We start from the raw sequence: 26,732 nt of genomic DNA, 5'->3' as shown, positions 1-26,732 counted from the left end.
AAAACAATGTTTGTAACCAGTTCAGCCATTCAAAATGGTGCTTTTGAAGACAAATATGGCAAACGCGGCACACAATTTAGCCCAAATGGTATGCCGACCTACTCTATCCCCTTTGAAATTCACGATGCCCCTCAAGGCACTAAATCCTTTGCGGTTGTCTTAGAAGATAAAGATGCAATTACGGCAAGTGGCTTTGTGTGGATTCATTGGCTTATTGCGGATCTTGAACGTACCGTTATCCAAGAAAATGAAAGCCAAACCGCAACAGATTATGTACAAGGTGCAAATACTTGGGCGAGTAAATTAGGTCAATTTGATATCGAAGAAGCCTCATTCTATGGTGGTATGGCACCACCAAACTGCTTACATCGTTACGAGCTTATTGTATATGCGCTCGATACCAAACTTAACCTGAAACAGGGATTCCGTTTTAATGATCTACATTTTGCGATGCAAGGGCATATTTTGGATCAAGCTGTGGTGATGGGCACTTATGATGTTTAATCATTTATAGTTCATCCTAAAAACACCATAAAAAATGACCGCACTTCAACAAAGTGCGGTCATTTCTTTTAGGATTTTATGAGGTGATTTTATTCGCGTCTTGCACTAATTTCGCGTGTGCTTTTTTCTGTTCTTTCATCTTATTACTCGTTTCACGGCGTTGAGTAGAAAGTTCCGCATTACGAATGTTGTAATCATCTACACGGCCTTCATAGTCATCACGCATATTTTCGATAATTGCACGAACATCTTCAATGCTCATATCGTCACGGATATATTGATTTAAGTTATCTAATAATAAGACACGTTTTTGGTTATCACGAATTTTACGGTTGTTGTCTTCAATGTCACGCTTAAGTTTATTTTTTAAACGATATAAACGCACATACTCTAATACTTCTTGGAAGGATTTATTTACATTTCCCATGATCGACTCTCTCAAAGTTAAAAATAAACTTCGGGTAATGTAGCCTTTTTTTTCGTCCCCGTCAAAAGCTTAAATTTAAATTGATGGATTAGATCAAAAAACTGTTTGATTTAGTTGATTATCCTATTCGGTAGTGGTAAAAATGAAGAATCTATTCAAAATAAAATAAGGAAACACAATGTCAAAAGTCTTTAATTTTAGTGCTGGTCCAGCCATGATTTTCCCTGAGGTACTACACAAAGCACAAGCTGAGCTAACTAACTGGCTTGGTCAAGGTGTGTCTGTGATGGAAGTCAGCCACCGTGGCAAATATTTTATGGAATTGATAGCTCAAGCCGAAAAAGATCTGCGTGAAGTGTATCACATTCCAGATAATTATCGCGTGTTATTCCTACAAGGTGGCGCACGTGGTCAATTTGCAGCATTACCGATGAACTTAATTGGAGAGAAAGGCAAAGCACTTTACTTAAATAGCGGTCACTGGTCTGCAACCGCTGCGAAAGAAGCGCGTAACTTTGCTGAAATTGATGAAATTACCATTGTCGAAAATGGTGAGCATACACGCATTACCAACCTTGATTTCAGTGATATTGCGGAACAATACGATTACGTTCACTATTGCCCAAATGAAACTATCAGCGGTGTGGAAATTTTTGATGTACCGAATGTGGGCAATGCGGTACTTGTAGCCGATATGTCATCTAATGTGCTCTCTCGCGAAATTGATATTAGCAAATTTGGTGTCATTTACGCGGGTGCACAAAAAAATCTTGGTCCAGCAGGGATTACACTTGTAATTATTCGCGATGATTTAATTGGTCATGCTCGCCAAGCCACTCCATCAATTTGGAATTATGCAACACAGCGTGATGCTGATTCCATGATCAATACCCCACCAACCTTTGCTTGGTATCTCTGTTCATTGGTTTTCAAACACATTCAAGCAATTGGCGGCTTAAAAGAAATTGCAAAACGTAACGCCGTGAAAGCACAAACCCTTTATGATTACATTGATAGCAGCAAACTCTATCGTAACGTCGTAGCTAAAGAAAACCGTTCAACCATGAATGTGACATTCGTAACAGGTAATCCAGAGCTTGATGCTAAATTTGTCGCAGAATCTACAGCTGCGGGTCTTCAGGCTTTAAAAGGTCATAAAGTGCTAGGTGGTATGCGCGCCTCTATCTATAACGCGATGCCATTAGAAGGCGTACAAGCGCTCATTGAATTCATGAAAAAATTTGAAGCTGAAAATAGCTAATTATCTGATTTATTAAACTCAACGTGCGGGCTGAAAAGCCCGCTCGTTTTTATAAGGAAAGCATATGCAATACATCAACGTCGCCAATCAAGGCGTGAAATCTCTTTCACCTTACCAAGCTGGAAAACCAATCGAAGAACTCGAACGTGAATTGGGTATTACTAATATCGTTAAACTTGCCTCAAATGAAAACCCTTTCGGTTTTCCTGAAAGCGCGAAAAAAGCCATCCAAGCCCAACTTGATCATTTAACTCGTTATCCTGATGCGAATGGTTTTGAACTTAAAGCAGCTATTGCGAAAAAATTTGGTGTGCAACCAAACCAAATCACCCTTGGCAATGGTTCTAACGATTTATTAGAGCTCTTTGCTCATACCTTTGCGGGTGAACATGATGAAGTGATTTATTCACAATATGCTTTTATTGTTTACCCTTTAGTGACCAAAGCCATTAACGCCGTTGCTAAAGAAATTCCAGCTAAAGACTGGGGACATGATTTAAACGGATTTTTGACCGCACTTTCAGATAAAACCAAGCTGATTTTTATTGCTAATCCAAACAACCCGACCGGAAATTTCTTAACGGAAGCAGAATTGGATGCTTTCTTGGCCAAAGTACCTGAAAATGTGATTGTGGTATTAGATGAGGCTTATACCGAATTTACTCATCCAAGCGAACGCGTTAATTCTTTTGCATTACTAGATAAATACCCTAACCTTATCGTTTCTCGCTCCCTATCAAAAGCTTATGGTTTGGCGGGGTTACGTATTGGTTACGCAGTCTCTAATCCTGAAATCGCTGACTTATTAAACCGTGTTCGTCAACCGTTTAACTGTAATAGTCTTGCTTTAACCAGTGCGATTGCGGTGATGAACGATGATGCTTTTGTTGAAAAAGTGGCTGAGAATAATCGGCAAGAAATGAAACGTTATGAAGCCTTCTGCCAACAATATGGCTTAGACTTTATTCCGTCTAAAGGTAATTTTATTACCATTGATTTTAAACAGCCTGCCGCACCAATTTATGATGCATTATTGCGTGAAGGCGTGATTGTACGCCCAATTGCAGGTTATGGCATGCCAAATCACTTACGTATCAGTATTGGCTTACCGCAAGAAAACGACAAATTTTTTACTGCACTTAAAAAAATGCTTAATTTAGGAAATAAAAAATAGGAGCTTTTATGACACAAGTAACAATGATGGGTAATCCCATTGAAGTAAGCGGCAACTTTCCCAAAAAAGGAGAGAAAGTGACCGCACTTACGCTCACCAATAAAGAACTCGCTGACGTCACGCTTGATACTTATGCAGGAAAACGCAAAGTTTTAAATATTTTTCCAAGTATTGATACAGGTGTATGTGCAACTTCGGTTCGCAAATTCAATCAACAAGCAGCTAATTTAAAAAATGCTGTGGTACTTTGCATTTCAGCTGATTTACCTTTTGCACAAGCACGATTCTGCGGTGCGGAAGGTATTGAGAACGTAGAAACGCTTTCTACTTTCCGTCATAAAGAAGTCCATGACAACTTAGGGGTAAACATCACAACTGGTCCAATCGCGGGTTTGACTGCTCGTTCAGTGATTGTCTTAGATGAAAACAATAACGTGTTACATAGTGAATTGGTGTCTGAAATTAAAGATGAGCCAAATTATGAAGCTGCGCTAGCCGCACTATAATGAATAAGGCGCTTTTTTCATAGAAAGCGCCTTTTTATTTATCCAGGAAAGATTTCGTTCAATATCAATGCTATTCCATCATCATTATGCGAAGCGGTGACTCGATTAGCGGCCTGTTTAATCTCATCCGGTGCATTGCCCATTGCCACGCCTAATCCCACGCTTTCTAACATATCTAAATCATTAAAGTTATCGCCGAAAGCAACACATTCCTCCATCTTCACATGGAAGTAATCTTCGAGAAAACGTACTGCATTACCTTTTGTCGCCGATTTATGCATCACTTCAAGGAAATTCGCATGAGAACGGCAAATACTTAAATGCGGGAATTTCTCTTTCAAGATTTGCTCAATACCAATCACTTCATCTGTTTCACCAATGATTTGAATTTTATGTGGAGAATAGACCGCACTTTCATCATAAGGATCAATCTGAATGCCTGTCACGCTACGTTCATAAATCACCCATTTATTATCCAAATCGCGAGCGACGCAATCATCATAAGTATAATAATTGACACCTAACGCAGGATGATCTGCTAATACTTGGTTAATGGCTTGGATATCAGCGGGATCAATTTGTACCGAATAAATAGGCGTAGAGTCTTTATCTAAAATCAAGGCACCACTGAATGCCACAATGATGTTGTAATTTTCAATGAGTTTTGCATAAGGCCAAATACCCAGCGGCGAACGAGCAGAGATTGGTGTAAATGGAATACCTTGTTTTGTAATGCGTTGAATTGCATCTAAGGTTTTAGGCGAAATTCGATGATCCGACGTTAATAAAGTACCATCAAAATCGCTGAATACGGCTTTATACATAATTGCTCCAAATCGTCATTATTTTTCGGAAAGATAAGGGTCAGCAAAGCCCAAACCCTGCATAATTTCAGTTTCTAAACTTTCCATTTCTTCGGCTTCATCATCTTCAATGTGATCGTACCCCAGTAAATGTAAGCTACCATGCACTATCATATGCGCCCAATGCGCCATTAAAGGCTTTTCTTGCTCGATAGCTTCACGCTCCACTACCTGGCGACAAATTACCAAATCGCCCAACAGTGGTAATTCCACTTCGTCAGGACATTCAAAAGGGAAAGACAATACATTGGTTGGACGATCTTTTCCACGATAAGTCAAATTCAAGTCATGACTTTCTGCTTCATCCACAATGCGTACCGTCATTTCCACATTATCACTTTCTGGTTGCACTGCGGCAGTTGCCCATTGCAGAATTTGCGCTTCTGATGGCAAGCCTTCTGTATTTTCACAGGCCAGTTGCAAATCGATAATCATATTGCCCATGTTATTCTCCTAAATTCGTTTCATTTTCTGACCGCACTTTTTGCTCACGTTCAGCTCGACGCTGCGCTGCGATTTCTTGGCGACGAATTTCATCTTGAGCTTCCCATTCTTCGTAAGCTTGTACCACTTTTGCCACCACAGGATGTCGTACAATATCTTTACTCTCAAAGTAGTTAAAGCTCAATTCCGACACTTTGCTTAATACTTCCATAGCGTGGCGTAAACCCGATTTTGTGCTTCGCGGTAAATCGATTTGAGTCACATCCCCTGTAATCACGGCTTTGGAATTAAAACCAATACGAGTCAAAAACATTTTCATTTGTTCGACTGTTGTATTTTGGCTTTCATCTAGAATAATAAAGCTGTCATTGAGTGTGCGACCTCGCATATAAGCCAATGGTGCGATTTCAATCACATTACGCTCCATTAATTTTTGTACACGTTCAAAGCCAAGCATTTCAAATAACGCATCATAAAGTGGTCGTAAATAAGGTTCAATTTTTTGGCCTAAATCACCCGGCAAGAAACCTAATTTTTCGCCCGCTTCCACCGCAGGACGAGTCAGCAAAATGCGACGAATTTCTTGACGTTCTAATGCCTCGACGGCCGCTGCTACGGCTAAAAAAGTTTTCCCCGTTCCAGCGGGTCCAATCCCAAAACTAATATCGTGCGTAAGAATATTATGTAAATACTGAATTTGATTTTCACCACGCGGTTTAATCAAACCTCGCTTGGTTTTAATTGTGGTGCTATAGACGTGATTTTCACTGCGTGACTCACTGCCCTCTTGCGATAACATTCTGCTCTCTTGCAAGGCAATATGCACATCTTCCAAATCAAGTTCTTTCACTTTCCCCTTAATTGGCGCTGTCTCCACATATAATGCTTGGATTAATCTAGCTGCACGCTCAACTAATTGCTCATGATGTGGTTTCGGACTTTCATCGTTAGATTTCACCGTGAAAGTGAAATTATTGCGGGAAATATTGAGGTTAAATTCTTTTTCAATCAGTTTGATATTTTCATCGAATGCACCACAAAGGGATTGCAGACGATCATTTTCTTGAGGTTCTAAGGTAAAAGTTGTCATTAAATTTTATTTTAGAATTGTGGATACTGTTTCCATTTTAGCCTAATTACGATGAATGTAAAACGGGCTTCACCAACTGATGAAGCCCGATAACTAAATTAAGTCAATTCAGGGAAAAGCATCTTAATCACATTCATTGTCAATCGTCGAGATTGTCCACTAAATGGGAAAATATGCATCATCATCATAGGATTAAAGTTTGCTTCAATCACACCCCACGAATGTAAACTCGGTTCTGCCGGCTGTTTCAAATCAGGAATAATTAAATCTACACCACAAACTGCCGCCCCCATTGCCTTGCTAATCCCTACCGCAATTTCTTTGTAACTGGCATGCATTTCATCCGTCATATCAATAGAATCACCGCCTGTACTAATATTAGAATTCGCACGTAATTGAACAAGTTGATCTTTTGCAGGAATAGAATTCACGGTTAATCCTTGCTCCTTAAGCTGCAACTGCTCAATATCCCCCAATGCTATTTTTTTCAATGGCGTACGACTGCCATCGCCCCGTAAAGGATGATCATTTTTAGCCGCAACTAATTCTGCAACGGTATGTACACCATCTCCAATCACATTCGCTGGTACACGTAATAAGACAGCTAACGTTTGATCACCCAACACAAAGAAACGATATTCAGTGCCTTGTAGATAATCTTCAACCATGATCTCTTTATCTTCACGGAAAGCAATTTCTACTGCTTTTGCAAAATCATCTCGATCCGTTACACCTTGTTGGAAAATACTGATTCCTAAACCAAAATTCGTTGATTTTGGCTTAATCACGACAGCTCGATTCTCAAAAAGTGGGAAATTTTCGACCGCACTTTTCACATCGGTAAACTCGATGCTTTGCGGTACATTAAATCCTGCTTTCGCTAACACTTTCTTCGTCACCACTTTATTTTCCATGATGAGTGGGGAAATATAGCTATCGTGAGAAGTCATATTACCGTTTTTCACATATTCCAAATGGTCGCCAAATTGAAGACTGATAAATTGATCGCGTTCATCTAAAATCTCAATCTTTAATCCTTTTTGGATTGCATCAAACAATAACGCTTGTGTGGACAGTTCCATATTATCAAACGCAGTTAATGCATAAAAACGTTCAAAGGCTTTTGCTTTATTGGATTGCGCGATATCCGCCCCTAATTGTTGGTAACTGCCGACCTGTTCAATTGCCGCAACCACTTTTGCACAAAGCGTTTGGCTTGGATCCGCAAATTGTCCTAATTTGTCTTTAACAATCGTTTTAATCTCATCACTCACATTAAGTTGCTCAAGCATTTTGAGCATTTCAAGGAGGACTAATTCGCCTTCTACCGCATAAACGCTTTGCTGTCTTGGGTCTTCCCATGCCACTTCAGCAAGACGTGCTTTGCCTAATTTTATACCTTCTTGATCCGCGATATCGTCAAGCCATGCCATTAACAAAATAAAATAATGAATGAATTTCGCGTCAGCGAGTTCCATTCCATAAGGTGCAAACGGATTGAGATCAAACAAACGAAATTCTAAATATTGAATTCCTTTTTCAAGTAAATCGCGCGCTTTTTTAGCGCCACGCAAACGTACGCTTGAGTAAAACTCTTTTTCCGCAATCAAATCACCCGATTTCACCCAGTGTTCTAACGTCTCAACATACTCTTGTAAACTGTCATAAGAGACGTGGATCTTCGGATCATTCACATAACCATATTTCCCTGAACGTAAACTCCGCACATATTGATGCGTTTTAAGGGGGGAATTGCCTCTGAAATATTTATCCTCTACCGTCGGTGTCGCAGAAAACAGATAAAGCAGAATCCATTGATAGCGTAAGAAGTTTTTGGCTATTTTTAGGTAAAAATCATTTCGAAAATCAACCGCACTTTGTGTTTCATTTTGCGCATGAAATAAAGCATCAATAAACTTAGGGTCAATTTGAAAATTGTAATGAATACCACTGACCATTTGCTTATATTTACCGTAAGACTGGACTAAATGCTCCCGATAAGCCACATCTTCCTGATTATCTAATTGTGCAACCTTAATGTGTTCTTCTGGCGGTAATCCTGCAGGCATACTAAAAGGAAAAATAAATTCATCCTCCGGTAAAGTTCGCAAAGTCACTTCATGAATGGCTGAAAGCCAACGTAGTGTATCCTCTAACTTTTTCATAGGGGGAGTCACCAATTCCAACTGACTTTCTGCAAAATCAGTTTGTATGTAGGGGTGGAAACGACGATTACCAAAGGCTTGGGGGTGCAATGATGTCACTATTGAACCATCCACATGCACCCGTTGACTTTCCTTTTCAATCCCAAATGACCCTTGCTGAAATAAGAGCTCTAGGTGATATTGTTTAATGATTTGCTGAATATTCATATCCGTCCTTATTAGAAATTTCCACCTGACATTATGGAGAAAAAACAACGTGGGGCAAAGTAAGAAAATAGAATGGAATATGAAATTTTGATATAAGAGAAAAATATCTGAGAATTATTTGCATTATCTCTTTTAAATATATTAGAATGGGACGAATTTTATTTTCAGAAAATGGGCGATTTGCCCGATAACATAAAGGAGTTTTCATGAAAATTAAGCACTTCCAAATTGCCGCACTAACCGGCTTAATGGTGTTTGCAGGATTCGCTTCTGCAGATATTACTGTTTACAATGGACAGCACAAAGAAGGTTCTCAAGCTGTTGCTGATGCATTTACAAAAGCAACGGGCATTAAAGTGACCTTAAACAGTGCTAAAAGTGATCAACTTGCAGGTCAATTAAAAGAAGAGGGCGATAAAACCCCTGCAGATGTGTTCTACTCTGAACAAACTGCTCCTTTCGTGGCACTCTCTGATGCAGGGTTATTAGAACCACTTTCCGCAGACACAATTAAACAAACTGCACACAAGGGTGTGCCTGTTGCACCGAAAAAAGACTGGATCGCGCTAAGTGGTCGTTCTCGTGTTGTGGTTTATGATCACACCAAATTATCTGAAAAAGACATGGAAAAATCCGTGTTAGATTATGCAACACCAAAATGGAAAGATAAAATTGGTTACGTTCCAACTTCAGGCGCATTCTTAGAGCAAGTTGTTGCGATTACCAAATTAAAAGGTAAAGATGCCGCTCTTAAATGGTTAAAAGGCTTAAAAGAAAACGGTAAACTTTATGCGAAAAACAGCGTTGCTCTTCAAGCGGTTGAAAATGGTGAAGTACCAGCAGCGTTAATCAACAACTATTACTGGTATACACTTGCAAAAGAAAAAGGTGCTGATAACCTCAAAACACGTCTTTACTTCATTCGTCATCAAGATCCAGGTGCATTAGTGACCTATTCTGGTGCGGCTGTATTAAAAGGTTCTAAAAATAAAGAAGAAGCGAAAAAATTCGTTGATTTCTTAGCAAGTAAAGAAGGACAACAAGCGTTTGTTTCAGTACGTGCAGAATACCCACTTCGTACCGATGTGGTTTCTCCATTTAACATGGAACCTTATGCGAAATTAGAAGCGCCTGTTGTTTCGGCAACCACTGCTGAAGACAAAGACAACGCCAATAAACTTATTGAAGAAGCTGGTTTGAAATAAGTTTAATTTGCTATGCAATATAGGGCGTGTAATACACGCCCTTCTGTTATTTACTCTACACTAATATTTTCAAAGGATTCTTTTGTGTCTAATCGCCCACCTCGCTGGCTTATAGCCTTAATCGTGCTGATTAGTTTGCCATTATTACTCCCTTTTTTATATGTTATTGAGCGTGCTGCAGATGTCGGATTGGCTCGCAGCATTGAATTACTTTGGCGCCCAAGAATGTGGGAATTGCTCAGTAATACCCTACTTTTAATGGTATTTGTCACACTTTTTGCCATTATTCTCGGCACGTTATGTGCATTTTTATTAGAACGTTATCGCTTTTGGGGAAAAGGCTTTTTCCAAGTAGCCATGACGCTCCCTCTTTGTATTCCGGCTTTTGTCAGTTGTTTTACATGGATCAGCCTCACCTTTAGAGTAGAAGGCTTCTGGGGAACCATCGGCATTATGACGCTGAGTTCTTTCCCGCTTGCTTATCTCCCTGTTGCTGCAACCTTAAAAAGACTCGACCGCTCTTTAGAAGAAGTGAGCCTTTCATTGGCTAAAAGCCAGGCTTATACATTTTGGCATGCCATTTTTCCACAACTCAAACCCGCTATCGGTAGCAGCGTATTATTAATTGCGCTTCATATGTTGGTAGAGTTTGGGGCCGTGTCTATTTTAAATTATCAAACCTTCACTACAGCGATTTTCCAAGAATATGAAATGGCCTTTAATAACAACACCGCCGCCTTACTTTCTGGCGTGTTAATGGTCATTTGTATCCTTGTGGTGATGGGCGAAATTCGTTTTAGAGGCACACAAACACTCTATCAAAGTGGCAAAGGCGTAATACGTCCGTATCCGTTGAAAACGCTCTCTGCAGGAAAACAAATTTTAGTCGTGAGCTTTTTCACGACCATTTTTGTGCTCAGTATTGGTGTGCCAATTACTATGCTGATTTATTGGCTAACCGTGGGAAGTTCCATTGAAGGTGCGGTCGATTTTGGGGAATTTTTTACCGCCTTCACAAATTCACTGACTATATCAACACTGGGTGCAACACTTACCGTTATTTGTGCACTACCATTGGTATGGGCTGCGGTACGCTATCGCAGTAAATTGACGATTTGGCTTGATCGAATCCCTTATCTACTTCACGCTGTGCCAGGGCTTGTTATCGCATTATCATTGGTCTTCTTTACCATCAACTATGCGTATTCGCTTTATCAAACCTTTGCCATGGTTATCGTCGCCTACTTTATGCTTTATCTTCCAATGGCGCAAACGACCTTGCGTAGCTCGCTTGAACAAATGTCTAGTAACATTGAAAAGGTAGGGCAAAGCTTAGGTCGTAGCAACTTTTATATTTTCCGTACCTTAGTCATTCCAGCCATGTTGCCAGGGATTGCTGCGGCTTTTGCTTTAGTGTTTTTAAACTTAATGAAAGAGCTTACGGCAACTCTATTACTAACTCCAAATGACATTAAAACACTTTCAACTGCGGTGTGGGAATATACCTCTGATGCACAATATGCGGCTGCTACGCCTTATGCCATTATGTTAGTGCTATTTTCAGGGATCCCTGTATTTTTACTGAAACGATACGGTTTTAAATAACAGAAGATAAAAATGACAACATTACTCGACATTAAAAATTTGAATAAATCCTTTAACGGATATCAGGTTCTGCACAATATCTCTCTGCAATTAGAGAAAGGTGAAATTCTGTTTCTTCTCGGTGCATCCGGTTGTGGAAAAACCACCTTATTGCGTAGTATTGCTGGTTTTGAACAACCAACAAGTGGTGAGATTTGGTTAAAAGATCAACCTATTTTTAAAGAAAACCTCAATGTGCCGACTCAGCAACGCAAATTAGGCTATGTGGTGCAAGAAGGCGTGTTATTCCCTCATTTAAATGTTTACCGCAATATTGCTTATGGCTTAGGCGATGGTAAAGGGAAAACGGAAGAGGAAAAACAACGCATACAGGAAGTGATGAAACTGACGGGTATTAGCAGCTTAGCTGACCGTTTCCCCCATCAGCTTTCTGGTGGTCAACAGCAACGTGTTGCACTTGCTCGAGCACTTGCACCAAGCCCTGAGTTAATCCTGTTTGATGAGCCATTTAGTGCGTTAGATGAACATCTAAGAAATCAAATTCGTTACGATATGTTGCAAGTATTAAGAGAAAGTGGTTCCTCTGCCGTATTCGTGACCCATGATCGTGATGAAGCGCTATGTCATGCGGACAAGATCGCAGTGATTCAAGAAGGAAAAATTCTCCAAATTGCGACACCTAAAACGCTCTATTGGTCCCCTCAGTATTTGTCTATTGCTAAATTTATTGGGGACAGCATTATTCTTCCTGCAACATTAAAAAACGATAGCATCGCGACCTGTCAATTAGGTGAAATTGCCATCGAAAATAAAGGAAATGGCCATACGCAAGGGGAAGTGTTATTCCGCCCTGAGCAATTCTCTCTTGCGAAAAAAATCCAAGATCCGACCGCTTCTTTTAAAGGTGAGATTAAGCGAATTGAATCAAGAGGACGAGCTATCAATATTTGTATTGATGTTGGTGGTTATGAATTAAATATCAATGAAGATCTCATTAACGAATATCATACTGGCGAACAAGTCACGCTGTATTTATATGGGAAAGGGGTATTCTATAATGACTAAAAAAGGCGGAACACATTGTTCCGCCTTTTTATATGATTTAATGACCAAGTGATTTTCGCATCTTAATGTTGAGCATTTCCACCACTGCGGAGAAGCCCATTGCAAAGTAAATGTAGCCTTTTGGAATATGGATATCCAAACTTTCGGCAATTAAACTTACTCCAACTAAAATTAAGAATGCTAAGGCTAAAATCTTTAATGTCGGATGGGTATCAACAAAATCACCAATTGGTTTCGCCGCAAACATCATCACACCCACTGCAATCATAATTGCCAAGATCATCACTGGAAGGTGGTTTGCCATCCCTACCGCAGTAATCACTGAGTCTAAAGAAAATACGATATCTAAAATTGCAATTTGGATTAACACACCCAAATAACTGACTTTCTTCTTGTTATTCTCTTCTTCATGATGTGCTTCAGGATGCATCACTTCTTTAATTTCGCCTGTACTTTTCACAATCAGGAATAAGCCTCCAAGGAATAAAATCAAATCGCGACCCGAAATTTCCTGATCAACTAAAGTGAATAGTGGCTCCGTTAATTTCATCATCCAAGAAAGGGAAACAAGAAGTAAAATACGGGTAATCATCGCTAACCCAAGACCGATAATACGACCAGATTGGCGTTGATTCGCTGGTAAACGTCCCACTAAAATACTAATAAAAATAATATTATCGATACCCAAGACGATTTCAAGTGCGGTCAAAGTAAGCAATGAAATCCATGCTTCGGGATCAACAAGCCATTCAAACATAATATGTTCCTATATAAAATCCGAAAGGTTGAATCATAGACAGTTCGCGTAGAAAATCAAGATTTTTCCTAACTTTTTAAGGTCTCGAAAATCTTTTCTGCTAACGCTTTAGAAATACCAGGTACAGAGGCGATTTCATCCAACGTGGCATTTTTGACACCTTGCAATCCACCTAAATATTTCAACAAGGCTTGGCGTCGTTTAGCGCCTACCCCTTCAATGGTTTCCAATCCGCTTTGGGTAAAGGCTTTTTGGCGTTTTTGACGATGGCCGCTAATCGCATGATTATGGCTTTCATCTCGAATATGTTGGATTAAATGCAGTGCAAGGCTATCATCCGGCAAATGAATCTCACGATCTTGTTTGCTGATAATCAACACCTCTTGTCCTGCTCGACGATCCACACCTTTTGCCACACCAATTAAGTGCGGTCGATTTTTATCCCATTTCACGTTGAGGTGATGAAAAACCTCTAAGGCTCGATTAAGCTGCCCCTTACCGCCATCAATAAAAATAATATCGGGAATTTTATCTTCATCAAGATCGCGGTCGTAACGTTTCTTTAAGGCTTGCTCCATCGCTGCATAATCATCGCCGCCAGTAATGCCTTCAATATTAAAACGACGATAATCTGATTTCAGTGGGCCTTCTTGATTAAATACCACGCAAGATGCTACAGTTTGATTCCCCATCGTATGACTAATATCAAAACATTCCATACGTTTAATTTCAGGCATATCAAGCAATTCGCAAAGGGCTTGATAACGTTCGTGCATTCGGGAAGATTGTTTAAGTTGAGTCGCTAACGCCGCTTTGGCATTAATTTGTGCTAGTTGTAGATATTTACCTTTATCGCCTTTAGCGGATTCCTGTATCACTACTTTTCTACCTGCTTGTTCAGTTAACAAGGCTTCAAGCTCAGCTTTTTCATCTAATTTATGATCCACAATAATACTATTCGGGATACTTCTGCCCTGATGACCTTGCAAATAAAACTGCCCAACAAACGTTGCTGTTAATTCGGATAAATCTGTATTAGCGGGTACTTTAGGAAAATAACTGCGGTTGCCCAATACTTTACCTTGACGAATAAACATCACCTGAACACAAGCTAAACCGTGCTGATACGCAATAGACATAATATCCATATCGTCCAAACGCTCATTGGATACGAATTGTTTTTCAATAACCGCACGAACCGCTTGAATTTGGTCACGATAACGCGCCGCACCTTCAAAATCTAAGTCTCGGCTCGCCTGCTCCATTTTGCCAATGAGGTAATCTAATACTTGCTGATCTTTCCCTTGCAAAAATAATCGCGCTAATTCCACTTGTTGGTTATATTCCTCATCAGCCACATAACCTGGCACACAAGGAGCGGAACAACGCCCGATTTGATATTGCAAACAAGGGCGGGAACGATTGTTATAAACCGAATTTTCACATTGACGAACAGGGAATAGTTTTTGCATTAACGACAAGGTTTCACGCACTGCACCCGCATGAGGATAAGGCCCGAAATACTCGCCTAAAATTTTTTTCGTTCCACGATAAGAAGTAATACGAGGATGACGTTCTTTCGTCAATAAAATAAAAGGATAGGATTTATCATCTCGCAATAATACGTTATAACGAGGTTGGTAAAGCTTAATAAAGTTATGCTCAAGCAATAATGCTTCTGTTTCAGAAGAGGTAATGGTTGTGTCGATATGATGAATTGACGACACCAAGGCTTCTGTTTTTTTGCTACTTAAGTTTTTTCGGAAATAGCTGGAAAGGCGCTTTTTAAGATCTTTCGCTTTGCCCACATAAATAACCTGATCTTTATCGTCATACATACGATAAACACCAGGTTCATGAGAAACGTCTGAGAGAAACTTTTTAGAATCAAACATAAATAAGATTTTTGTTTCCAAACAGAAAACAAGATTTACATTACTTGAAAAACATCAAATATTAGAAAACTGCTTCTAATCGTAAAAATGCACCAACATGATGGCTACGGTCTTTCTTTCTATCATTGTAATAGCTTAATTCTGGTTGAATAAATAGCCATTTTCGCCAAATTGGCTGACGCCAACTTATAAATGGACCATATTGATTAATATCAAATTTTTTATTATCCAAATAACCACCGACAAAGATACCGTAATTTAAACGTTTATTATTAGCAAATTCATGCTCCTGATAAATACTATTTCCCCATGAAATCTCTTCATCAATGTCATGTGCATATTGTAGATACAAGTTGTTTCCAATAAAAATATTTTGGGTGCGTTGGTATTTCGTTTCGAAATTGGTACGCACGTAATGCTTACTATTGCTACCATAACGATAAATTTGTTCTAACCGAGTAGAAAGCTGATCATTAATTTGCCACTCTTTATAAGCTTTAAAACGGACAAAAATATCTACCCCAGAGCGAATACCAAGATCAAAATGAGTATTTACTCCTAAGCTTTTAATGCTATCAGACCAACGTAAGCCAATAGATGCATTATCATTGCGTGCTTGACCGCTATTATAATATTTCTTATTTTCTAACGGCTTTTTATAAATGTTTCCAATATAGTTTTTATCATTCTCTTGGTTTTCAACATCTTCATCACCAAATACCAAGCTTAACTGTTTTTTCACACCCGGTAAGCGAATTTTACCTCGTACACGTGGCTTAAATGACAAATGATCATAATGATTCCATTGACTATCTAGCATCACTCGTAGTTTGGCACCCGCTGGATTCTCAGGATCAGGATCACTTATCCAGTTATCAATGCTCTTAGCCCAACTATTTAGAGTTTCTTTGATTCTGTCATGTTGTTTATCTACCCATTTCTGTTCTTCCGCTTGTACTATTTGTGGGATTTGACTCACGAAGATGCATATCATTAATAAGTTAAATTTTTTCATTTTTTCGTCCTTGATTTAATAAACGTACTGATCTTAATTTGCAGTTAAAATTGACCGCACTTTTTCTAAATCTTCTGCTGTATCCACACCTACAGCCGGGACTTCTTTCGCCAATTCAACGTGAATACGCTCACCGTACCACAATACACGGAGTTGCTCTAATTTCTCTAAGTTTTCTAACTGCGTTGGTGCCCATTGCACATATTGTTTAATAAAACCTGCACGATAAGCATAAATACCAATATGACGAAGATACGCATCAGCCAATTGTGCCTTTGAGGTATCCGCTAATTGCATAAACTGATCACGATCGTAAGGAATCACTGAACGGGAAAAATATAAAACGTAGCCATCTTTATCCGTAACGACTTTCACGGCATTTGGATTAAATAACTCTTCCGCTTCATGAATTTTTACCGCAAGCGTCGCCATATTCACGTTAAACTTCGCTAAATTCTCTGCCACCTGACTCACAATAACAGGCGGAATTAACGGCTCATCCCCTTGGATGTTTACAATGATTTCATCATCAGCAATACCAAGCTTACTTACTACTTCCGCTAAACGCTCTGTACCAGAATTATGCGCTTCTGATGTCATACAAACTTCGGCTCCAAAAGCTTTTGCTGCCTTTTCAACTTGTTCATTATCTGTCGCGATAATCACTCGGCTCGCACCTGATTGTTGGGCTTTTTCAAAAACATGTTGAATCATAGGTTTACCAGCAATATCTGCTAAAGGTTTACCTGGTAAGCGGCTTGATGCAAAACGAGCAGGGATAATAACTGTAAATGACATAAGTATTCCTTATTCTTTCAATGTTTCGGCTTTTTCTGCCAACAATACCGGCACGCCGTGTTCAACAGGATACGCCACTTGCTCAAAAGGGCAAATGATCCGTTGATTTTCTTGATCGTATTTCAATCTTGCCAAACATCGCGGGCAAGCGATCACGTCTAATAATCGAGGATTAAGTTTCTCACGCATATTTCACTCGAATAGAGTTAAACCAAATGACGGATTTTTTCCCACAATTGTGGAAGTGTTTGGCCTTGGTTTTCAGCCTCAACAATCTCCGCATCAACTGGAACATACCACCAATTCTCTTTGGCAAACGCTTGGCATTTTACTGCGTCCTTTTCGGTCATAAAGAGCGGTTGGTTTTCAGCAAGTTTTTCTAATAATTGTGGCTCAAAATGTTGATGATCTTGAAAAGCTTTCGTATTGGCTAAACGAATATTTAAATTTTCCAACATCGTGAAAAATCGTTGAGGATTGCCAATTCCCGCAATAGCTGAACCTTGGGTAAACTCACTTAGCAAGCGTTTTTCTGCCGTCACTAAATTAATTGCATAATGAGGAACCAATTGCATAATGGCATCAGAATAAGCATTTTTTCCGCCATTAGTAATCACAAAGTCCACATTTTTTAAACGACTTGGCAATTCACGCAAAGGGCCTGCAGGCAATACAAAGCCGTTCCCTAAAGCGCGTTCTGCGTCCATTACGACAATTTCAATATCACGTCGCAACTTATAATGTTGTAATCCATCATCCGAAATAATCAGATCGCAATCCTGTGTTTTCAAAAGTAATTCGATTGCTTGTTGACGATTAGGTGAAATCACCACGGGCACACCTGTTCTTTTTACAATTAAAACGGGCTCATCGCCCCCTTGAACAGGGTCTGTTTCCGGTGTGACAAGTAAAGGATAGGTTTTAGATTGGCTACCATAGCCACGAGAAATCACACCTACGCGCAATCCTTGTTTTTGTAACTCTTCAACTAGCCACACCACAACAGGGGTTTTACCGTTTCCACCAACAGAAAGATTACCAACAATAATGACAGGTTTCGGGGATTTATAAGAAGATAAGATATTTAGGGAAAATAATGCTCGGCGAATTTGGCTAATCAACCAAAATAGCAGTGAAAAAGGAAGAAGCAACCAAGCAAGCTTTGAATTTGAGTACCAAAAAGGCATTTCATTTATCCTATATTGATTTTGGGCGAACACATTGGTTCGCCCTTATTATTTTATCCGCTAAACTGCATGCTGTGTAATTGTTTATACGCACCATCAAGCGCTAATAAATCTTGGTGTGTACCACGTTCTTTAATTTCACCGTGTTCAATGACTAAGATTTCATCGGCATTTTCAATGGTTGATAAACGATGGGCGATAACCAATACCGTACGATCTTTTTTCAGTTCTTCTAATGCAGACTGAATCGCACGTTCAGATTCGGTATCGAGAGCAGAAGTCGCTTCATCTAAAATTAAGACAGGTGAATTACGTAATAACGCACGAGCAATGGCTAAACGCTGACGTTGACCACCAGAAAGACTTGCTCCATTCTCACCAATAACGGTATCAAAACCTTGTGGAAGTTTCTCGATAAACTCAAGCGCATAAGCCGCTTTTGCTGCTTCGATAATTTGCTCACGGCTGTATTTATCTTCTGCCGCATAGGCGATATTATTGGCAATCGTATCGTTAAATAAATGTACTTGTTGAGAAACAATAGAACAATTCTCACGTAAATTAGATAGACGATAATCTTGAATTCTCACCCCATCTAATAAAATCTCACCTTCATCGATATCGTAGAAACGCGTTACTAAATTGGCAATAGTCGATTTGCCCGAACCTGAACGCCCCACTAATGCCACAGTTTTACCTGCGGGCACATAGAAAGAGATATTATTTAAGGCTTTCTCTTCTTTACCCTCATAAGCAAAACTTACGTTTTTAAATTCTAAATCACCTTTTGCGGGTTCTGCTTTATATGTGCCATTATCTTTCTCTGTTTCCAAATCCAAGATCGAAAATAATGTCTGACAGGCCGCCATGCCTCGTTGGAATTGGGAGTTTACATTCGTCAGGGATTTTAATGGGCGCATCATCGCTAACATGGAAGAAAAGACCACAGTGAAAGAACCCGCAGTTAAATTATGCTCCGCAATTAATGGTGTGGTTGCCAAATAAAGCACTGCCGCTAACGCCAAAGAAGCAATCACTTGCACAACAGGGTCTGAAATGGCATCAGCTGTCACCATTTTCATGCCTTTACGGCGCATATCATTACTGACTTTATCGAAACGCTCTTCTTCCACTAATTGCCCACCAAAAGAAAGCACCACTTTATGTCCTTTTAGCATTTGTTCCGTCGCAGAGGTTAATTCCCCCATAGAATCTTGCATGTTTTTACTAAGCTTACGGAATATCTTCGATACAAAGCGAATAAGCACCGCAATAATTGGCCCGATGACGAAAAGAACCAACGTCAGTTCCCAACTGGTGTAAAACATCACCACGAGCAATGAAACTAAATAGGCCCCCTCACGTACAATGGTCACTAATGAATTAGAGGAAGAATTGGCAATCATTTCTGAATCGTAAGTAATACGAGAAAGCAATTTCCCCGTTGAATTACGATCAAAGAAACTCACCGGCATAAACATTAAATGCTTAAACAAGCGGCGGCGCATAATCATCACCACTTTGCCTGATACCCAAGCTAAACAATAGCTGGAAATAAAGTTAGTCACTCCACGCAACATAATCATACCAACCACAACAAACGCCATCAGTTTTAGGAAGGAATGATCTGCTTTCCCAAACCCGTCATCAAGCAAAGGCTTAAGCATATAAATCAGGCCTGAATCAGCCAATGCATTAAAAATGAGAGCGACAGCAGCGACAAATAACCCTGATTTAAAAGGTGAAATCATCGGCCATAAACGCTTAAAAGTTTGCGAGGTTGAGAAATCTTTATCTTGCATAGTTTGTTCTTGCATCACATTGTCTTAATAAAAATTGGCTGCATTGTACCTGTTATTTCGGGGATAATCCAATTACACGGGCAAACCAAGGTGAAAAATCCCCTCTCGCCTTTTCAATTTCAATGCCTTTTTCAGTAAAATTTAACCTTATATGACCTGAAATAGCCGTATTTTCGACCGCACTTTGATAACGATTTAATCGTTCAATCACGATTGGATGAGGAAAATTCCACGCATTCCATCGTCCACTTGAAATTAAGGCTATATCCGGTTTTGTCTGTGCCAGTAAAAACTCGCCTGTTGAGGTTTTACTACCATGATGTCCCACCTGTAACACATTAATTTTGCCTAGTTTTTCAGCAAAAGATTTTTCTGTTGCCACATCAGCATCACCGGTTAAAAGAATCTGATACTGTCCATCCGTTAATACAATCACGCAAGATTGAGGATTCTCCGCCCTGTCTGTAATTTGTTTTGGTGAAAGAATTTTAATATCAAGTCCTCCCCACTGCCATTGTTTTCCCTGAAGACAAAAAGTGCGGTGCGTTTCACCATAGTTTTTGCGAGAAGGTGTAATCAGTTCAATCTCTGGATATGCGGCTAAAATCGCTTTAGCGCCACCCGAATGATCGTTATCATCATGGCTTAAAATCAAGGTTTCAAGTTCAATGCCTTCCCGTTGAAGATAAGGCAATATTTCTAATTCCGCCATGGAAGAAGCCCCTATTCCACTCTGCCAAGCGGGACCCGTGTCATACAACACGCCTTTCCCTTCTTTTACAATTAAGGTTGCTAAACCTTGTCCAACATCTAACGTATCTAACTGCCATTTAGGTTTTGTAAAATATCGATACCCTAGCGTACTCATACAAACACTAAAAATAAGGATTACGCCCAATAGGGCTTGTTTATAATCTTCCATCGATAAGATTTTTGTACTATTTAACGTGAAAAATTGAATTGATTTTAACGGTGTATTTTTTGTTTTCCCTTGAGATACAAAATACAATCCATATAACACTCCACCAAAAACAAGGCTTAAAAGTGCGGTCAGAATAAGAGATAAATTAATCGAAATCGGAACATACGATCCTTGGAAAAAACTGAGGCATTGTGTAATACCTTGAGCAATCGCATTTGAAAGATGCCAAGAAGAAAATGCACCATTCGTTAACACCGCAAAGAGAATCAAGGGTAGAAGTAAGAAGCTATATAAGGGCACAGCAATTAAATTTGCCAAGAATCCATTTAACGCCAAGCCATTAAAAAAGAAAAGTTGAATAGGTGTGAATAAAATCAGCAACCCAAACTGCAAATGAAACAAGCCTAAAATCCACCGCACTTTGCCAGATAATTTTTGATGTCTCCATTCAATGATTGACAAAGGAACATATCGGTACCACACAATCAAACAAGTAACAGCACCAACTGAAAGCCAAAAACTCACCGAAAGCGGCATAAGCGGATCACAAAAAAGCAAAAATGCCACCACCAAACACAGCATTTGCGAAGGCGTGTAATATCGTCGCGAACATTGAAGGATTGCAATAAAAAGCAATGCCATCATTGCACGAAAGGTCGGTAAACTAAATCCAGCTAAATAGGCATAACCTAAAGCAATCAACACACCAAAGCAAAGCGGAAACTGTTGTGAAATAAAGCGTGTAGGCAGTGCAAGTTGCAATAATCGAGCAAAGAAAAAGCCTATCCCCATTGCTAAACCGATATGTAACCCTGAAATCGCAATCAAATGTGCTGTATTCGTTTGTTGATAAATCAACCACGTTGTATTATCCAGCCAAGCCCGCTCACCAAATGCCAATGCAATAAGCAAGCCTTGCAAAGAAAGCCCCTCTGTTTGCTTGAGGCTATTCTGTAGAAAATGTGTGCGGTAAGAAAAATCTTCACCAATTTTGACCGCACTTTTCACATATCCAACGGCAATAATCCTTTTGGGAAAATACCATTGCTGTCGATCAAATCCACCATGATTAAGTCTTGCAGAAATAGGGCGAAGTTTTACATCAGCCCGCCAAATTTCACCTACTTGTGGCTTTTCCGGCGCTTTCCAATTAATAAAAATCTGTTGTTCTTTCCCATCAAATAATGACGTTGTCGCAACCAACGTTTGATAATCTTGTTGATGAAGAATCTCTAAAATATGGAGATCTAAGGTGATGTTATTCGGTAAACTTGAAATCCTCTCTGCTTGTCCCAATAATGATAAGGCTGGTAAATGGGCATAAGCCAACGTAAGCAAAAACAAAATACTGCTTATGCAAAAATTTCTGGCTTTAAAATAATTGAACCAATGGAAACAAAGTGCGGTCATAACCAACATTAAAATGCTCAGCCCAGCCTGTTGCCAAGTGAACAGTAAAAAATCTGGCACGACAAGCAAGGATAAGGCCGAGACAATGAGCATCATGCACAGTTGAAATAGCGTGATTTTCATTTTAAGTGTGATTTATAGCAAGAAAGTAAGGCAAACTAGCCTTAACTTTACAAATAAGCAAGTAAACATACCGTTTTTTGCGATCACGATCGCAAATTCGAAATTTCTAGACTAAATTTATTTGCTAAATAGGCAAAGTTCTGCTATTTATATCGCCCTTAAAAAACAGGGTTCTTATGTCAGCTATTTTTTAGCTGATAAGAATCAATCAAAACAACAAGACAGGAAGTCGTAAAAATCTGTATTACATTAGGAGTTATCAATGTCTAAGGCATCTCTAAGTTTGCTAGATTTAGCCGGCGTTAAGCCTTATCAACCAAAGAAAGATGAAGAATACATGAATGAAGATCAGATTCTTCATTTCAGAAAAATTTTAACTGCGTGGCACGAGCAAATTGTGGAAGAAGCATCAAGAACGGTTGCTCATATGCAAGATGAAGCATCAAACTTCCCTGATCCGGCTGACCGTGCGACGCAAGAAGAAGAATTCAGTCTTGAATTACGCAACCGTGATCGCGAGCGTAAATTAATGAAAAAGATTGAATACACATTGAAAAAATTAGATACCGATGATTTCGGCTATTGCGATTCTTGTGGCGAAGAAATTGGCATTCGTCGTTTAGAAGCACGCCCTACTGCTGATCTTTGTATCGATTGCAAAACGCTTGCTGAAATTCGTGAAAAACAAGTCGCAGGTTAATTTATTCAAATAACCCAACCAAAAGTGCGGTCAAAAACAACCGCACTTTTCGTGTTTTTATCAAATGCGCATTGAACATCGAGAATGGAGTAAATTATTCTTACTTATATAAAAAATTTATTTGGTAAAAAAACTAAAAAAGAAACCGAAACCAATATAAATTCGCCTGTTCCAAAAACGGCGCCCAAAACCAAAAAATCAAACGTTTCAAAAACAGAGCGTTCACAACCCAAGATCGCCCCGTCCTCTTCTCACCATAAAAAAACCAACACTCAAGCATCTCGTTACGACAAACATAGCGTGAAAGCCTCTCATTTCGGCATTAATCCACGTATGTTTAGCCGTAATGCCATTACTGTGGTAGAAAAATTGCAACGCCAAGGTTATGAAGCTTATATCGTTGGGGGCTGTTTACGTGATTTATTATTAGGTAAAAACCCAAAAGATTTTGATGTAGCAACGAATGCACGTCCAGAGCAAATCCAGGCCGTATTCCAACGTCAGTGCCGTTTAGTCGGTCGTCGTTTCCGACTTGCGCATATTATGTTTGGTCGCGACGTAATCGAAGTAGCGACATTCCGTGCTAACCATTCGGATGCGCGCAGCGAAAATCAAGCGAAACAAAGCGATGAAGGAATGTTACTGCGTGATAACGTGTACGGCACCATTGAACAAGATGCCGAACGCCGTGACTTTACTGTAAATGCCCTTTACTACAATCCGCAAGATAATACATTGCGTGATTACTTCAACGGGATTGATGATCTGAAAAACGGAAAATTACGTCTTATTGGTGATCCAGTGACTCGTTATCAAGAAGATCCTGTGCGTATGCTACGTTCCGTGCGCTTTATGGCGAAATTGGATATGTTCTTGGAAAAACCAAGTGAACAGCCCATTCGTGAACTTGCACCACTGCTGAAAAATATTCCACCGGCGCGTTTATTCGATGAAAGCCTAAAATTATTGCAGTCTGGCAATGGTGTAAAAACCTATAAATTACTTCGCCAATATGGCTTATTTGAACAGCTTTTCCCAAGCTTAACGCCTTATTTCACCGAAAAAGAAGACAGCCTTGCAGAGCGCATGATTTTAACTTCGTTAAATTCAACCGATGAACGTATTACCGATAAATTGCGCATTAATCCTGCCTTTTTATTTGCGGCATTCTTCTGGTATCCATTACGCGAAAAAGTGGATGTGCTGAAAAATGAAGGTGGCTTAAACAATCACGATGCCTATGCCCTTGCGGCAAATGAAGTGCTTGATCAATTATGCCGATCATTAGCCGCACCTCGTCGTCATACATCCGTCATTCGTGATATTTGGATGTTGCAGTTACAACTGCTTAAACGCACGGGTTCTCACCCTGCTCGCACGATGGAACATCAAAAATTTCGTGCGGCCTTTGATTTATTGGCGATGCGTGCTGAAGTGGAAGGTGGCGACACCGTTGAATTGGCTAAATGGTGGCATGAGTACCAACTCAGCAATCAAGAACAACGTCGCCAGTTGGTTCAAGAGCAACAAAAATTGCATCCTGCACCGAAGAAAAAATATTACCGTAGACGTAAACCTAAGGCGGCTAACTAATGGTTCAAGTTTATATCGCCCTAGGCAGCAATTTAAATACGCCTACAGAACAATTAAATTCGGCATTAGAGGCAATTTCTGCGCTACCTAATACCGAATTAAAATCAGTGAGCGGATTTTATCAAAGCAAACCATTAGGCCCGCAGGATCAACCGGATTATGTAAATGCAGTGGCGATGATCGAAACCACTCGCCCACCTTTAGCTTTACTCGATGAATTGCAACGTATCGAAAATGAACAAGGTCGCGTGCGTTTACGTCGTTGGGGTGAGCGTACACTGGATTTGGACATTCTGCTTTATGGTGATCAAATCATTCAAAATGAACGCTTAACCGTGCCTCATTATGATATGAAAAACCGCGAATTTGTGATTGTGCCGCTTAATGATATCGCACAAGATTTGGTTTTACCGGAAGGCGAAAAAGTCGCTGATTTGGTAAAAGCGTTCGAAAATCATCAAATGTATAAAATCAAAAACAGCGAGAAAATTGACCGCACTTAACTCAAAATAAAAGGGCTGATATTTACTATCAGCCCTTCTTTTTTACCTATCAAATTAGGCAGCAACGGAAACAAAGATTTCTGTGCCGATAATCACACAAATAAAACCGACCAACATTGGGACAGACATACGTTTTACGATTTCAAATGGTGAGATTTTTCCCATACCTGATACAGCCACAACCACGCCAGAAACTGGTGATAAACCACGACCTAAGTTCGAGGCTTGTAACATTGGAATGGTTAAGAATGCTGGGTTGACGCCCATTTGAGTGGCTAATTTTGGAATTAATTCTGCAAAAGCATAGAACGCCGCGTTACCTGAACCTGTCGCCATGGTGGCTAAAATGGTAATCACCGCAAGCACTAACATCATAAAGAATGCTGAACCACCGAAGGTTTGTGCTGAGTCGATTAAATTAGTGATAAAGCCGATTGTACTTAAACTTTGTGCAAATACACCTGCAGCAACTAAAAGCATTACCACGCCCGCAAAGGCATCTGCCATACCGCGATATGCCACCACAAGATTATCAAAGGTTTGTTTTGCGTTAAAGCTACGTAAGAAATCTACCGCAGCAGTAATGATAAAGCAAAGCACCATCACGGTAACAATGTGTAAATTTGGTAAGCCCCATTTACCATCAAAAATCAATACGCCAATAATGGGTAATAATGGCAAAATCGCGTAGTAATTTGGTGCTGTGGTTTTAATTTCATCTGCATTCAAACGTTCTACTTGCACGCCTTCTTTTTTATCTAAATAACGCTGCCAGAAGAAGTGCGCGACAGCAATCCCTAGAATCGCAAAAATCGAAACCGGCAATGCAGTGCCAAAGGCAAACTCACCTAAAGGAATTTTTGAAATTTCAGCAGAAAGCACCACGTCGCCCGATGTTGGAGAAAGGATAATCGAAATTGGCGATGCACAAATTGCCGCTGCAGCCCCACGTGAAATCCCCACGTTGACCATAACAGGGAATAATGTTGCCATTAATAACACGCCTAAACCTGTTGCAGATGACACCGCAAAAGACATCAAACATGCAAGGAAATAAGCAAACACCATTAAAATATAAGGTGAACGGATATTTTTCAGTGGTTTTGAGACTAATTTTACCACCACATCGTTCGCGCCAAGATGAGTCATGTACACGGAGAAACCGCATAACACCATGATCATCAAGCCTAAGCCGCCACCACGATTACCGAGTAGATATTTCACATATTCTAAAATATCAAAATAGGTGGAACCGGTGCTTTTCACGCCTTCTGGTAAAATCGAATGTCCCATCAGCACTGAAATTAATAACAAGACCAAGCCCCCGAACATCAACACACCAGTCGCTGAGTAGCCTTTCACGATATAATATGCCACTAAGACAATGGCAATCAAACCTATAATCAGATCCATAACTTACCTCTTTATTAAAATAATAATATCAGCAAGATAGCGATTGAATTGGCAGTTGTAAATCAGTTCAATACGAAAATTTGAGATAGATCACAAAA

24 protein-coding genes are annotated in these 26,732 nt (G+C 39.7%); 10 read left to right on the top strand and 14 right to left on the bottom strand.

The window, feature by feature from the left end; genetic code table 11:
• Nucleotides 1-6 precede the first annotated feature (6 nt).
• A complete protein-coding gene (locus tag INP94_RS06485; protein WP_197543054.1) occupies nt 7-504 on the top strand; it encodes a YbhB/YbcL family Raf kinase inhibitor-like protein in 498 nt (165 codons plus the stop codon).
• A gap of 76 nt (nt 505-580) precedes the next feature.
• On the opposite strand, the gene INP94_RS06480 is transcribed toward INP94_RS06485, so the two are convergent.
• Nucleotides 581-931 carry a DUF496 family protein gene (locus INP94_RS06480; RefSeq protein ID WP_197543053.1) on the bottom strand — a complete coding sequence of 117 codons (351 nt, stop codon included), beginning with the start codon at nt 929-931 and terminating at the stop codon, nt 581-583.
• 178 nt (nt 932-1,109) lie between these two features.
• Here INP94_RS06480 and serC point away from each other — a divergent pair, with 178 nt between their 5' ends.
• The 3 genes from serC to tpx all read left to right on the top strand — a co-directional run bounded on the left by serC (nt 1,110) and on the right by tpx (nt 3,872).
• The gene (gene serC / locus INP94_RS06475; protein WP_197543052.1) at nt 1,110-2,192 is read left to right on the top strand and encodes a 3-phosphoserine/phosphohydroxythreonine transaminase; all 1,083 of its coding nucleotides are present in this window, start codon (nt 1,110-1,112) and stop codon (nt 2,190-2,192) included.
• 64 nt (nt 2,193-2,256) lie between these two features.
• Nucleotides 2,257-3,366: a histidinol-phosphate transaminase gene (hisC, locus tag INP94_RS06470; RefSeq protein WP_197543051.1), complete on the top strand. Its 1,110-nt coding sequence runs from the start codon at nt 2,257-2,259 to the stop codon at nt 3,364-3,366.
• 8 nt (nt 3,367-3,374) lie between these two features.
• Entirely contained in the window at nt 3,375-3,872 is a 498-nt protein-coding gene (gene tpx / locus INP94_RS06465) for a thiol peroxidase (protein WP_111326863.1), read from the top strand.
• Nucleotides 3,873-3,910: 38 nt separating this feature from the next.
• Here the strand turns inward: tpx and INP94_RS06460 are convergent, their stop codons facing one another.
• The 4 genes from INP94_RS06460 to gshAB all read right to left on the bottom strand — a co-directional run bounded on the left by INP94_RS06460 (nt 3,911) and on the right by gshAB (nt 8,641).
• On the bottom strand, nt 3,911-4,696 hold the full coding sequence (locus INP94_RS06460) for a Cof-type HAD-IIB family hydrolase (protein WP_197543050.1): 786 nt from the start codon (nt 4,694-4,696) through the stop codon (nt 3,911-3,913).
• A gap of 18 nt (nt 4,697-4,714) precedes the next feature.
• The gene (gene ybeY / locus INP94_RS06455; RefSeq protein ID WP_049374391.1) at nt 4,715-5,179 is read right to left on the bottom strand and encodes an rRNA maturation RNase YbeY; all 465 of its coding nucleotides are present in this window, start codon (nt 5,177-5,179) and stop codon (nt 4,715-4,717) included.
• Nucleotide 5,180: 1 nt separating this feature from the next.
• Nucleotides 5,181-6,269 (bottom strand): PhoH family protein, encoded by a 1,089-nt coding sequence (locus tag INP94_RS06450; RefSeq protein WP_065244359.1) that lies wholly within the window; start codon nt 6,267-6,269, stop codon nt 5,181-5,183.
• A gap of 98 nt (nt 6,270-6,367) precedes the next feature.
• On the bottom strand, nt 6,368-8,641 hold the full coding sequence (gene gshAB / locus INP94_RS06445; RefSeq protein WP_197543049.1) for a bifunctional glutamate--cysteine ligase GshA/glutathione synthetase GshB: 2,274 nt from the start codon (nt 8,639-8,641) through the stop codon (nt 6,368-6,370).
• Between the two features lie 206 nt (nt 8,642-8,847).
• Between gshAB and INP94_RS06440 the strand changes: the two genes are divergently transcribed.
• The 3 genes from INP94_RS06440 to INP94_RS06430 all read left to right on the top strand — a co-directional run bounded on the left by INP94_RS06440 (nt 8,848) and on the right by INP94_RS06430 (nt 12,516).
• Nucleotides 8,848-9,846: an iron ABC transporter substrate-binding protein gene (locus INP94_RS06440; protein WP_197543048.1), complete on the top strand. Its 999-nt coding sequence runs from the start codon at nt 8,848-8,850 to the stop codon at nt 9,844-9,846.
• A gap of 84 nt (nt 9,847-9,930) precedes the next feature.
• Complete coding sequence (locus INP94_RS06435) at nt 9,931-11,451, top strand: ABC transporter permease (RefSeq protein WP_197543047.1); 1,521 nt, start codon at nt 9,931-9,933, stop codon at nt 11,449-11,451.
• Nucleotides 11,452-11,463: 12 nt separating this feature from the next.
• Nucleotides 11,464-12,516, top strand: a complete 1,053-nt coding sequence (locus INP94_RS06430) for an ABC transporter ATP-binding protein (protein WP_197543046.1) — start codon at nt 11,464-11,466, stop codon at nt 12,514-12,516.
• A gap of 37 nt (nt 12,517-12,553) precedes the next feature.
• Here the strand turns inward: INP94_RS06430 and INP94_RS06425 are convergent, their stop codons facing one another.
• The 8 genes from INP94_RS06425 to INP94_RS06390 form a co-directional block, all read right to left on the bottom strand.
• Nucleotides 12,554-13,273 (bottom strand): TerC family protein, encoded by a 720-nt coding sequence (locus INP94_RS06425; RefSeq protein ID WP_197543045.1) that lies wholly within the window; start codon nt 13,271-13,273, stop codon nt 12,554-12,556.
• Nucleotides 13,274-13,341: 68 nt separating this feature from the next.
• The gene (gene uvrC / locus INP94_RS06420) at nt 13,342-15,168 is read right to left on the bottom strand and encodes an excinuclease ABC subunit UvrC (RefSeq protein WP_197543044.1); all 1,827 of its coding nucleotides are present in this window, start codon (nt 15,166-15,168) and stop codon (nt 13,342-13,344) included.
• A gap of 61 nt (nt 15,169-15,229) precedes the next feature.
• Nucleotides 15,230-16,183 (bottom strand): hypothetical protein, encoded by a 954-nt coding sequence (locus INP94_RS06415; protein ID WP_197543043.1) that lies wholly within the window; start codon nt 16,181-16,183, stop codon nt 15,230-15,232.
• 33 nt (nt 16,184-16,216) lie between these two features.
• Nucleotides 16,217-16,981, bottom strand: coding sequence for a 3-deoxy-manno-octulosonate cytidylyltransferase (gene kdsB / locus INP94_RS06410; RefSeq protein ID WP_014065112.1), 765 nt, complete (start codon nt 16,979-16,981; stop codon nt 16,217-16,219).
• 9 nt (nt 16,982-16,990) lie between these two features.
• The gene (locus INP94_RS06405) at nt 16,991-17,170 is read right to left on the bottom strand and encodes a Trm112 family protein (protein ID WP_197543042.1); all 180 of its coding nucleotides are present in this window, start codon (nt 17,168-17,170) and stop codon (nt 16,991-16,993) included.
• Nucleotides 17,171-17,187: 17 nt separating this feature from the next.
• Nucleotides 17,188-18,168: a tetraacyldisaccharide 4'-kinase gene (gene lpxK / locus INP94_RS06400; RefSeq protein WP_197543041.1), complete on the bottom strand. Its 981-nt coding sequence runs from the start codon at nt 18,166-18,168 to the stop codon at nt 17,188-17,190.
• Nucleotides 18,169-18,221: 53 nt separating this feature from the next.
• Nucleotides 18,222-19,985, bottom strand: a complete 1,764-nt coding sequence (msbA, locus tag INP94_RS06395; protein ID WP_197543040.1) for a lipid A ABC transporter ATP-binding protein/permease MsbA — start codon at nt 19,983-19,985, stop codon at nt 18,222-18,224.
• A gap of 37 nt (nt 19,986-20,022) precedes the next feature.
• Nucleotides 20,023-22,425 (bottom strand): DNA internalization-related competence protein ComEC/Rec2, encoded by a 2,403-nt coding sequence (locus tag INP94_RS06390; RefSeq protein ID WP_197543039.1) that lies wholly within the window; start codon nt 22,423-22,425, stop codon nt 20,023-20,025.
• A gap of 262 nt (nt 22,426-22,687) precedes the next feature.
• On the opposite strand from INP94_RS06390, the gene dksA reads away from it, so the two are divergent.
• The 3 genes from dksA (at nt 22,688) to folK (ending at nt 25,221) form a co-directional block, all read left to right on the top strand.
• On the top strand, nt 22,688-23,125 hold the full coding sequence (gene dksA / locus INP94_RS06385) for an RNA polymerase-binding protein DksA (RefSeq protein WP_049384440.1): 438 nt from the start codon (nt 22,688-22,690) through the stop codon (nt 23,123-23,125).
• Between the two features lie 333 nt (nt 23,126-23,458).
• On the top strand, nt 23,459-24,718 hold the full coding sequence (pcnB, locus tag INP94_RS06380) for a polynucleotide adenylyltransferase PcnB (RefSeq protein WP_232087385.1): 1,260 nt from the start codon (nt 23,459-23,461) through the stop codon (nt 24,716-24,718).
• The gene (folK, locus tag INP94_RS06375; RefSeq protein WP_197543038.1) at nt 24,718-25,221 is read left to right on the top strand and encodes a 2-amino-4-hydroxy-6-hydroxymethyldihydropteridine diphosphokinase; all 504 of its coding nucleotides are present in this window, start codon (nt 24,718-24,720) and stop codon (nt 25,219-25,221) included. Before pcnB ends, folK begins: the two co-directional genes overlap by 1 nt.
• Before the next feature lie 54 nt (nt 25,222-25,275).
• Here the strand turns inward: folK and dcuC are convergent, their stop codons facing one another.
• Nucleotides 25,276-26,634 carry an anaerobic C4-dicarboxylate transporter DcuC gene (dcuC, locus tag INP94_RS06370; RefSeq protein ID WP_197543037.1) on the bottom strand — a complete coding sequence of 453 codons (1,359 nt, stop codon included), beginning with the start codon at nt 26,632-26,634 and terminating at the stop codon, nt 25,276-25,278.
• Nucleotides 26,635-26,732: the final 98 nt, after the last annotated feature.

The organism is Haemophilus parainfluenzae (assembly GCF_014931395.1).
Taxonomy (GTDB): Bacteria; Pseudomonadota; Gammaproteobacteria; order Enterobacterales; family Pasteurellaceae; genus Haemophilus_D.
The sequence above is the reverse complement of the archived record's forward strand: the minus strand, read 5'-3'. Positions and strand labels throughout refer to the sequence as shown.

Coding starts and splice junctions, on each gene's coding strand:
- INP94_RS06485 (WP_197543054.1), top strand. CDS start 7: ATGTTTGTAACCAGTTCAGCCATTCAAAATGGTGCTTTTGAAGACAAA.
- INP94_RS06480 (WP_197543053.1), bottom strand. CDS start 931: ATGGGAAATGTAAATAAATCCTTCCAAGAAGTATTAGAGTATGTGCGT.
- serC (WP_197543052.1), top strand. CDS start 1,110: ATGTCAAAAGTCTTTAATTTTAGTGCTGGTCCAGCCATGATTTTCCCT.
- hisC (WP_197543051.1), top strand. CDS start 2,257: ATGCAATACATCAACGTCGCCAATCAAGGCGTGAAATCTCTTTCACCT.
- tpx (WP_111326863.1), top strand. CDS start 3,375: ATGACACAAGTAACAATGATGGGTAATCCCATTGAAGTAAGCGGCAAC.
- INP94_RS06460 (WP_197543050.1), bottom strand. CDS start 4,696: ATGTATAAAGCCGTATTCAGCGATTTTGATGGTACTTTATTAACGTCG.
- ybeY (WP_049374391.1), bottom strand. CDS start 5,179: ATGGGCAATATGATTATCGATTTGCAACTGGCCTGTGAAAATACAGAA.
- INP94_RS06450 (WP_065244359.1), bottom strand. CDS start 6,269: ATGACAACTTTTACCTTAGAACCTCAAGAAAATGATCGTCTGCAATCC.
- gshAB (WP_197543049.1), bottom strand. CDS start 8,641: ATGAATATTCAGCAAATCATTAAACAATATCACCTAGAGCTCTTATTT.
- INP94_RS06440 (WP_197543048.1), top strand. CDS start 8,848: ATGAAAATTAAGCACTTCCAAATTGCCGCACTAACCGGCTTAATGGTG.
- INP94_RS06430 (WP_197543046.1), top strand. CDS start 11,464: ATGACAACATTACTCGACATTAAAAATTTGAATAAATCCTTTAACGGA.
- INP94_RS06425 (WP_197543045.1), bottom strand. CDS start 13,273: ATGTTTGAATGGCTTGTTGATCCCGAAGCATGGATTTCATTGCTTACT.
- uvrC (WP_197543044.1), bottom strand. CDS start 15,168: ATGTTTGATTCTAAAAAGTTTCTCTCAGACGTTTCTCATGAACCTGGT.
- INP94_RS06415 (WP_197543043.1), bottom strand. CDS start 16,183: ATGAAAAAATTTAACTTATTAATGATATGCATCTTCGTGAGTCAAATC.
- kdsB (WP_014065112.1), bottom strand. CDS start 16,981: ATGTCATTTACAGTTATTATCCCTGCTCGTTTTGCATCAAGCCGCTTA.
- INP94_RS06405 (WP_197543042.1), bottom strand. CDS start 17,170: ATGCGTGAGAAACTTAATCCTCGATTATTAGACGTGATCGCTTGCCCG.
- lpxK (WP_197543041.1), bottom strand. CDS start 18,168: ATGCCTTTTTGGTACTCAAATTCAAAGCTTGCTTGGTTGCTTCTTCCT.
- msbA (WP_197543040.1), bottom strand. CDS start 19,985: ATGCAAGAACAAACTATGCAAGATAAAGATTTCTCAACCTCGCAAACT.
- INP94_RS06390 (WP_197543039.1), bottom strand. CDS start 22,425: ATGAAAATCACGCTATTTCAACTGTGCATGATGCTCATTGTCTCGGCC.
- dksA (WP_049384440.1), top strand. CDS start 22,688: ATGTCTAAGGCATCTCTAAGTTTGCTAGATTTAGCCGGCGTTAAGCCT.
- pcnB (WP_232087385.1), top strand. CDS start 23,459: ATGTTTAGCCGTAATGCCATTACTGTGGTAGAAAAATTGCAACGCCAA.
- folK (WP_197543038.1), top strand. CDS start 24,718: ATGGTTCAAGTTTATATCGCCCTAGGCAGCAATTTAAATACGCCTACA.
- dcuC (WP_197543037.1), bottom strand. CDS start 26,634: ATGGATCTGATTATAGGTTTGATTGCCATTGTCTTAGTGGCATATTAT.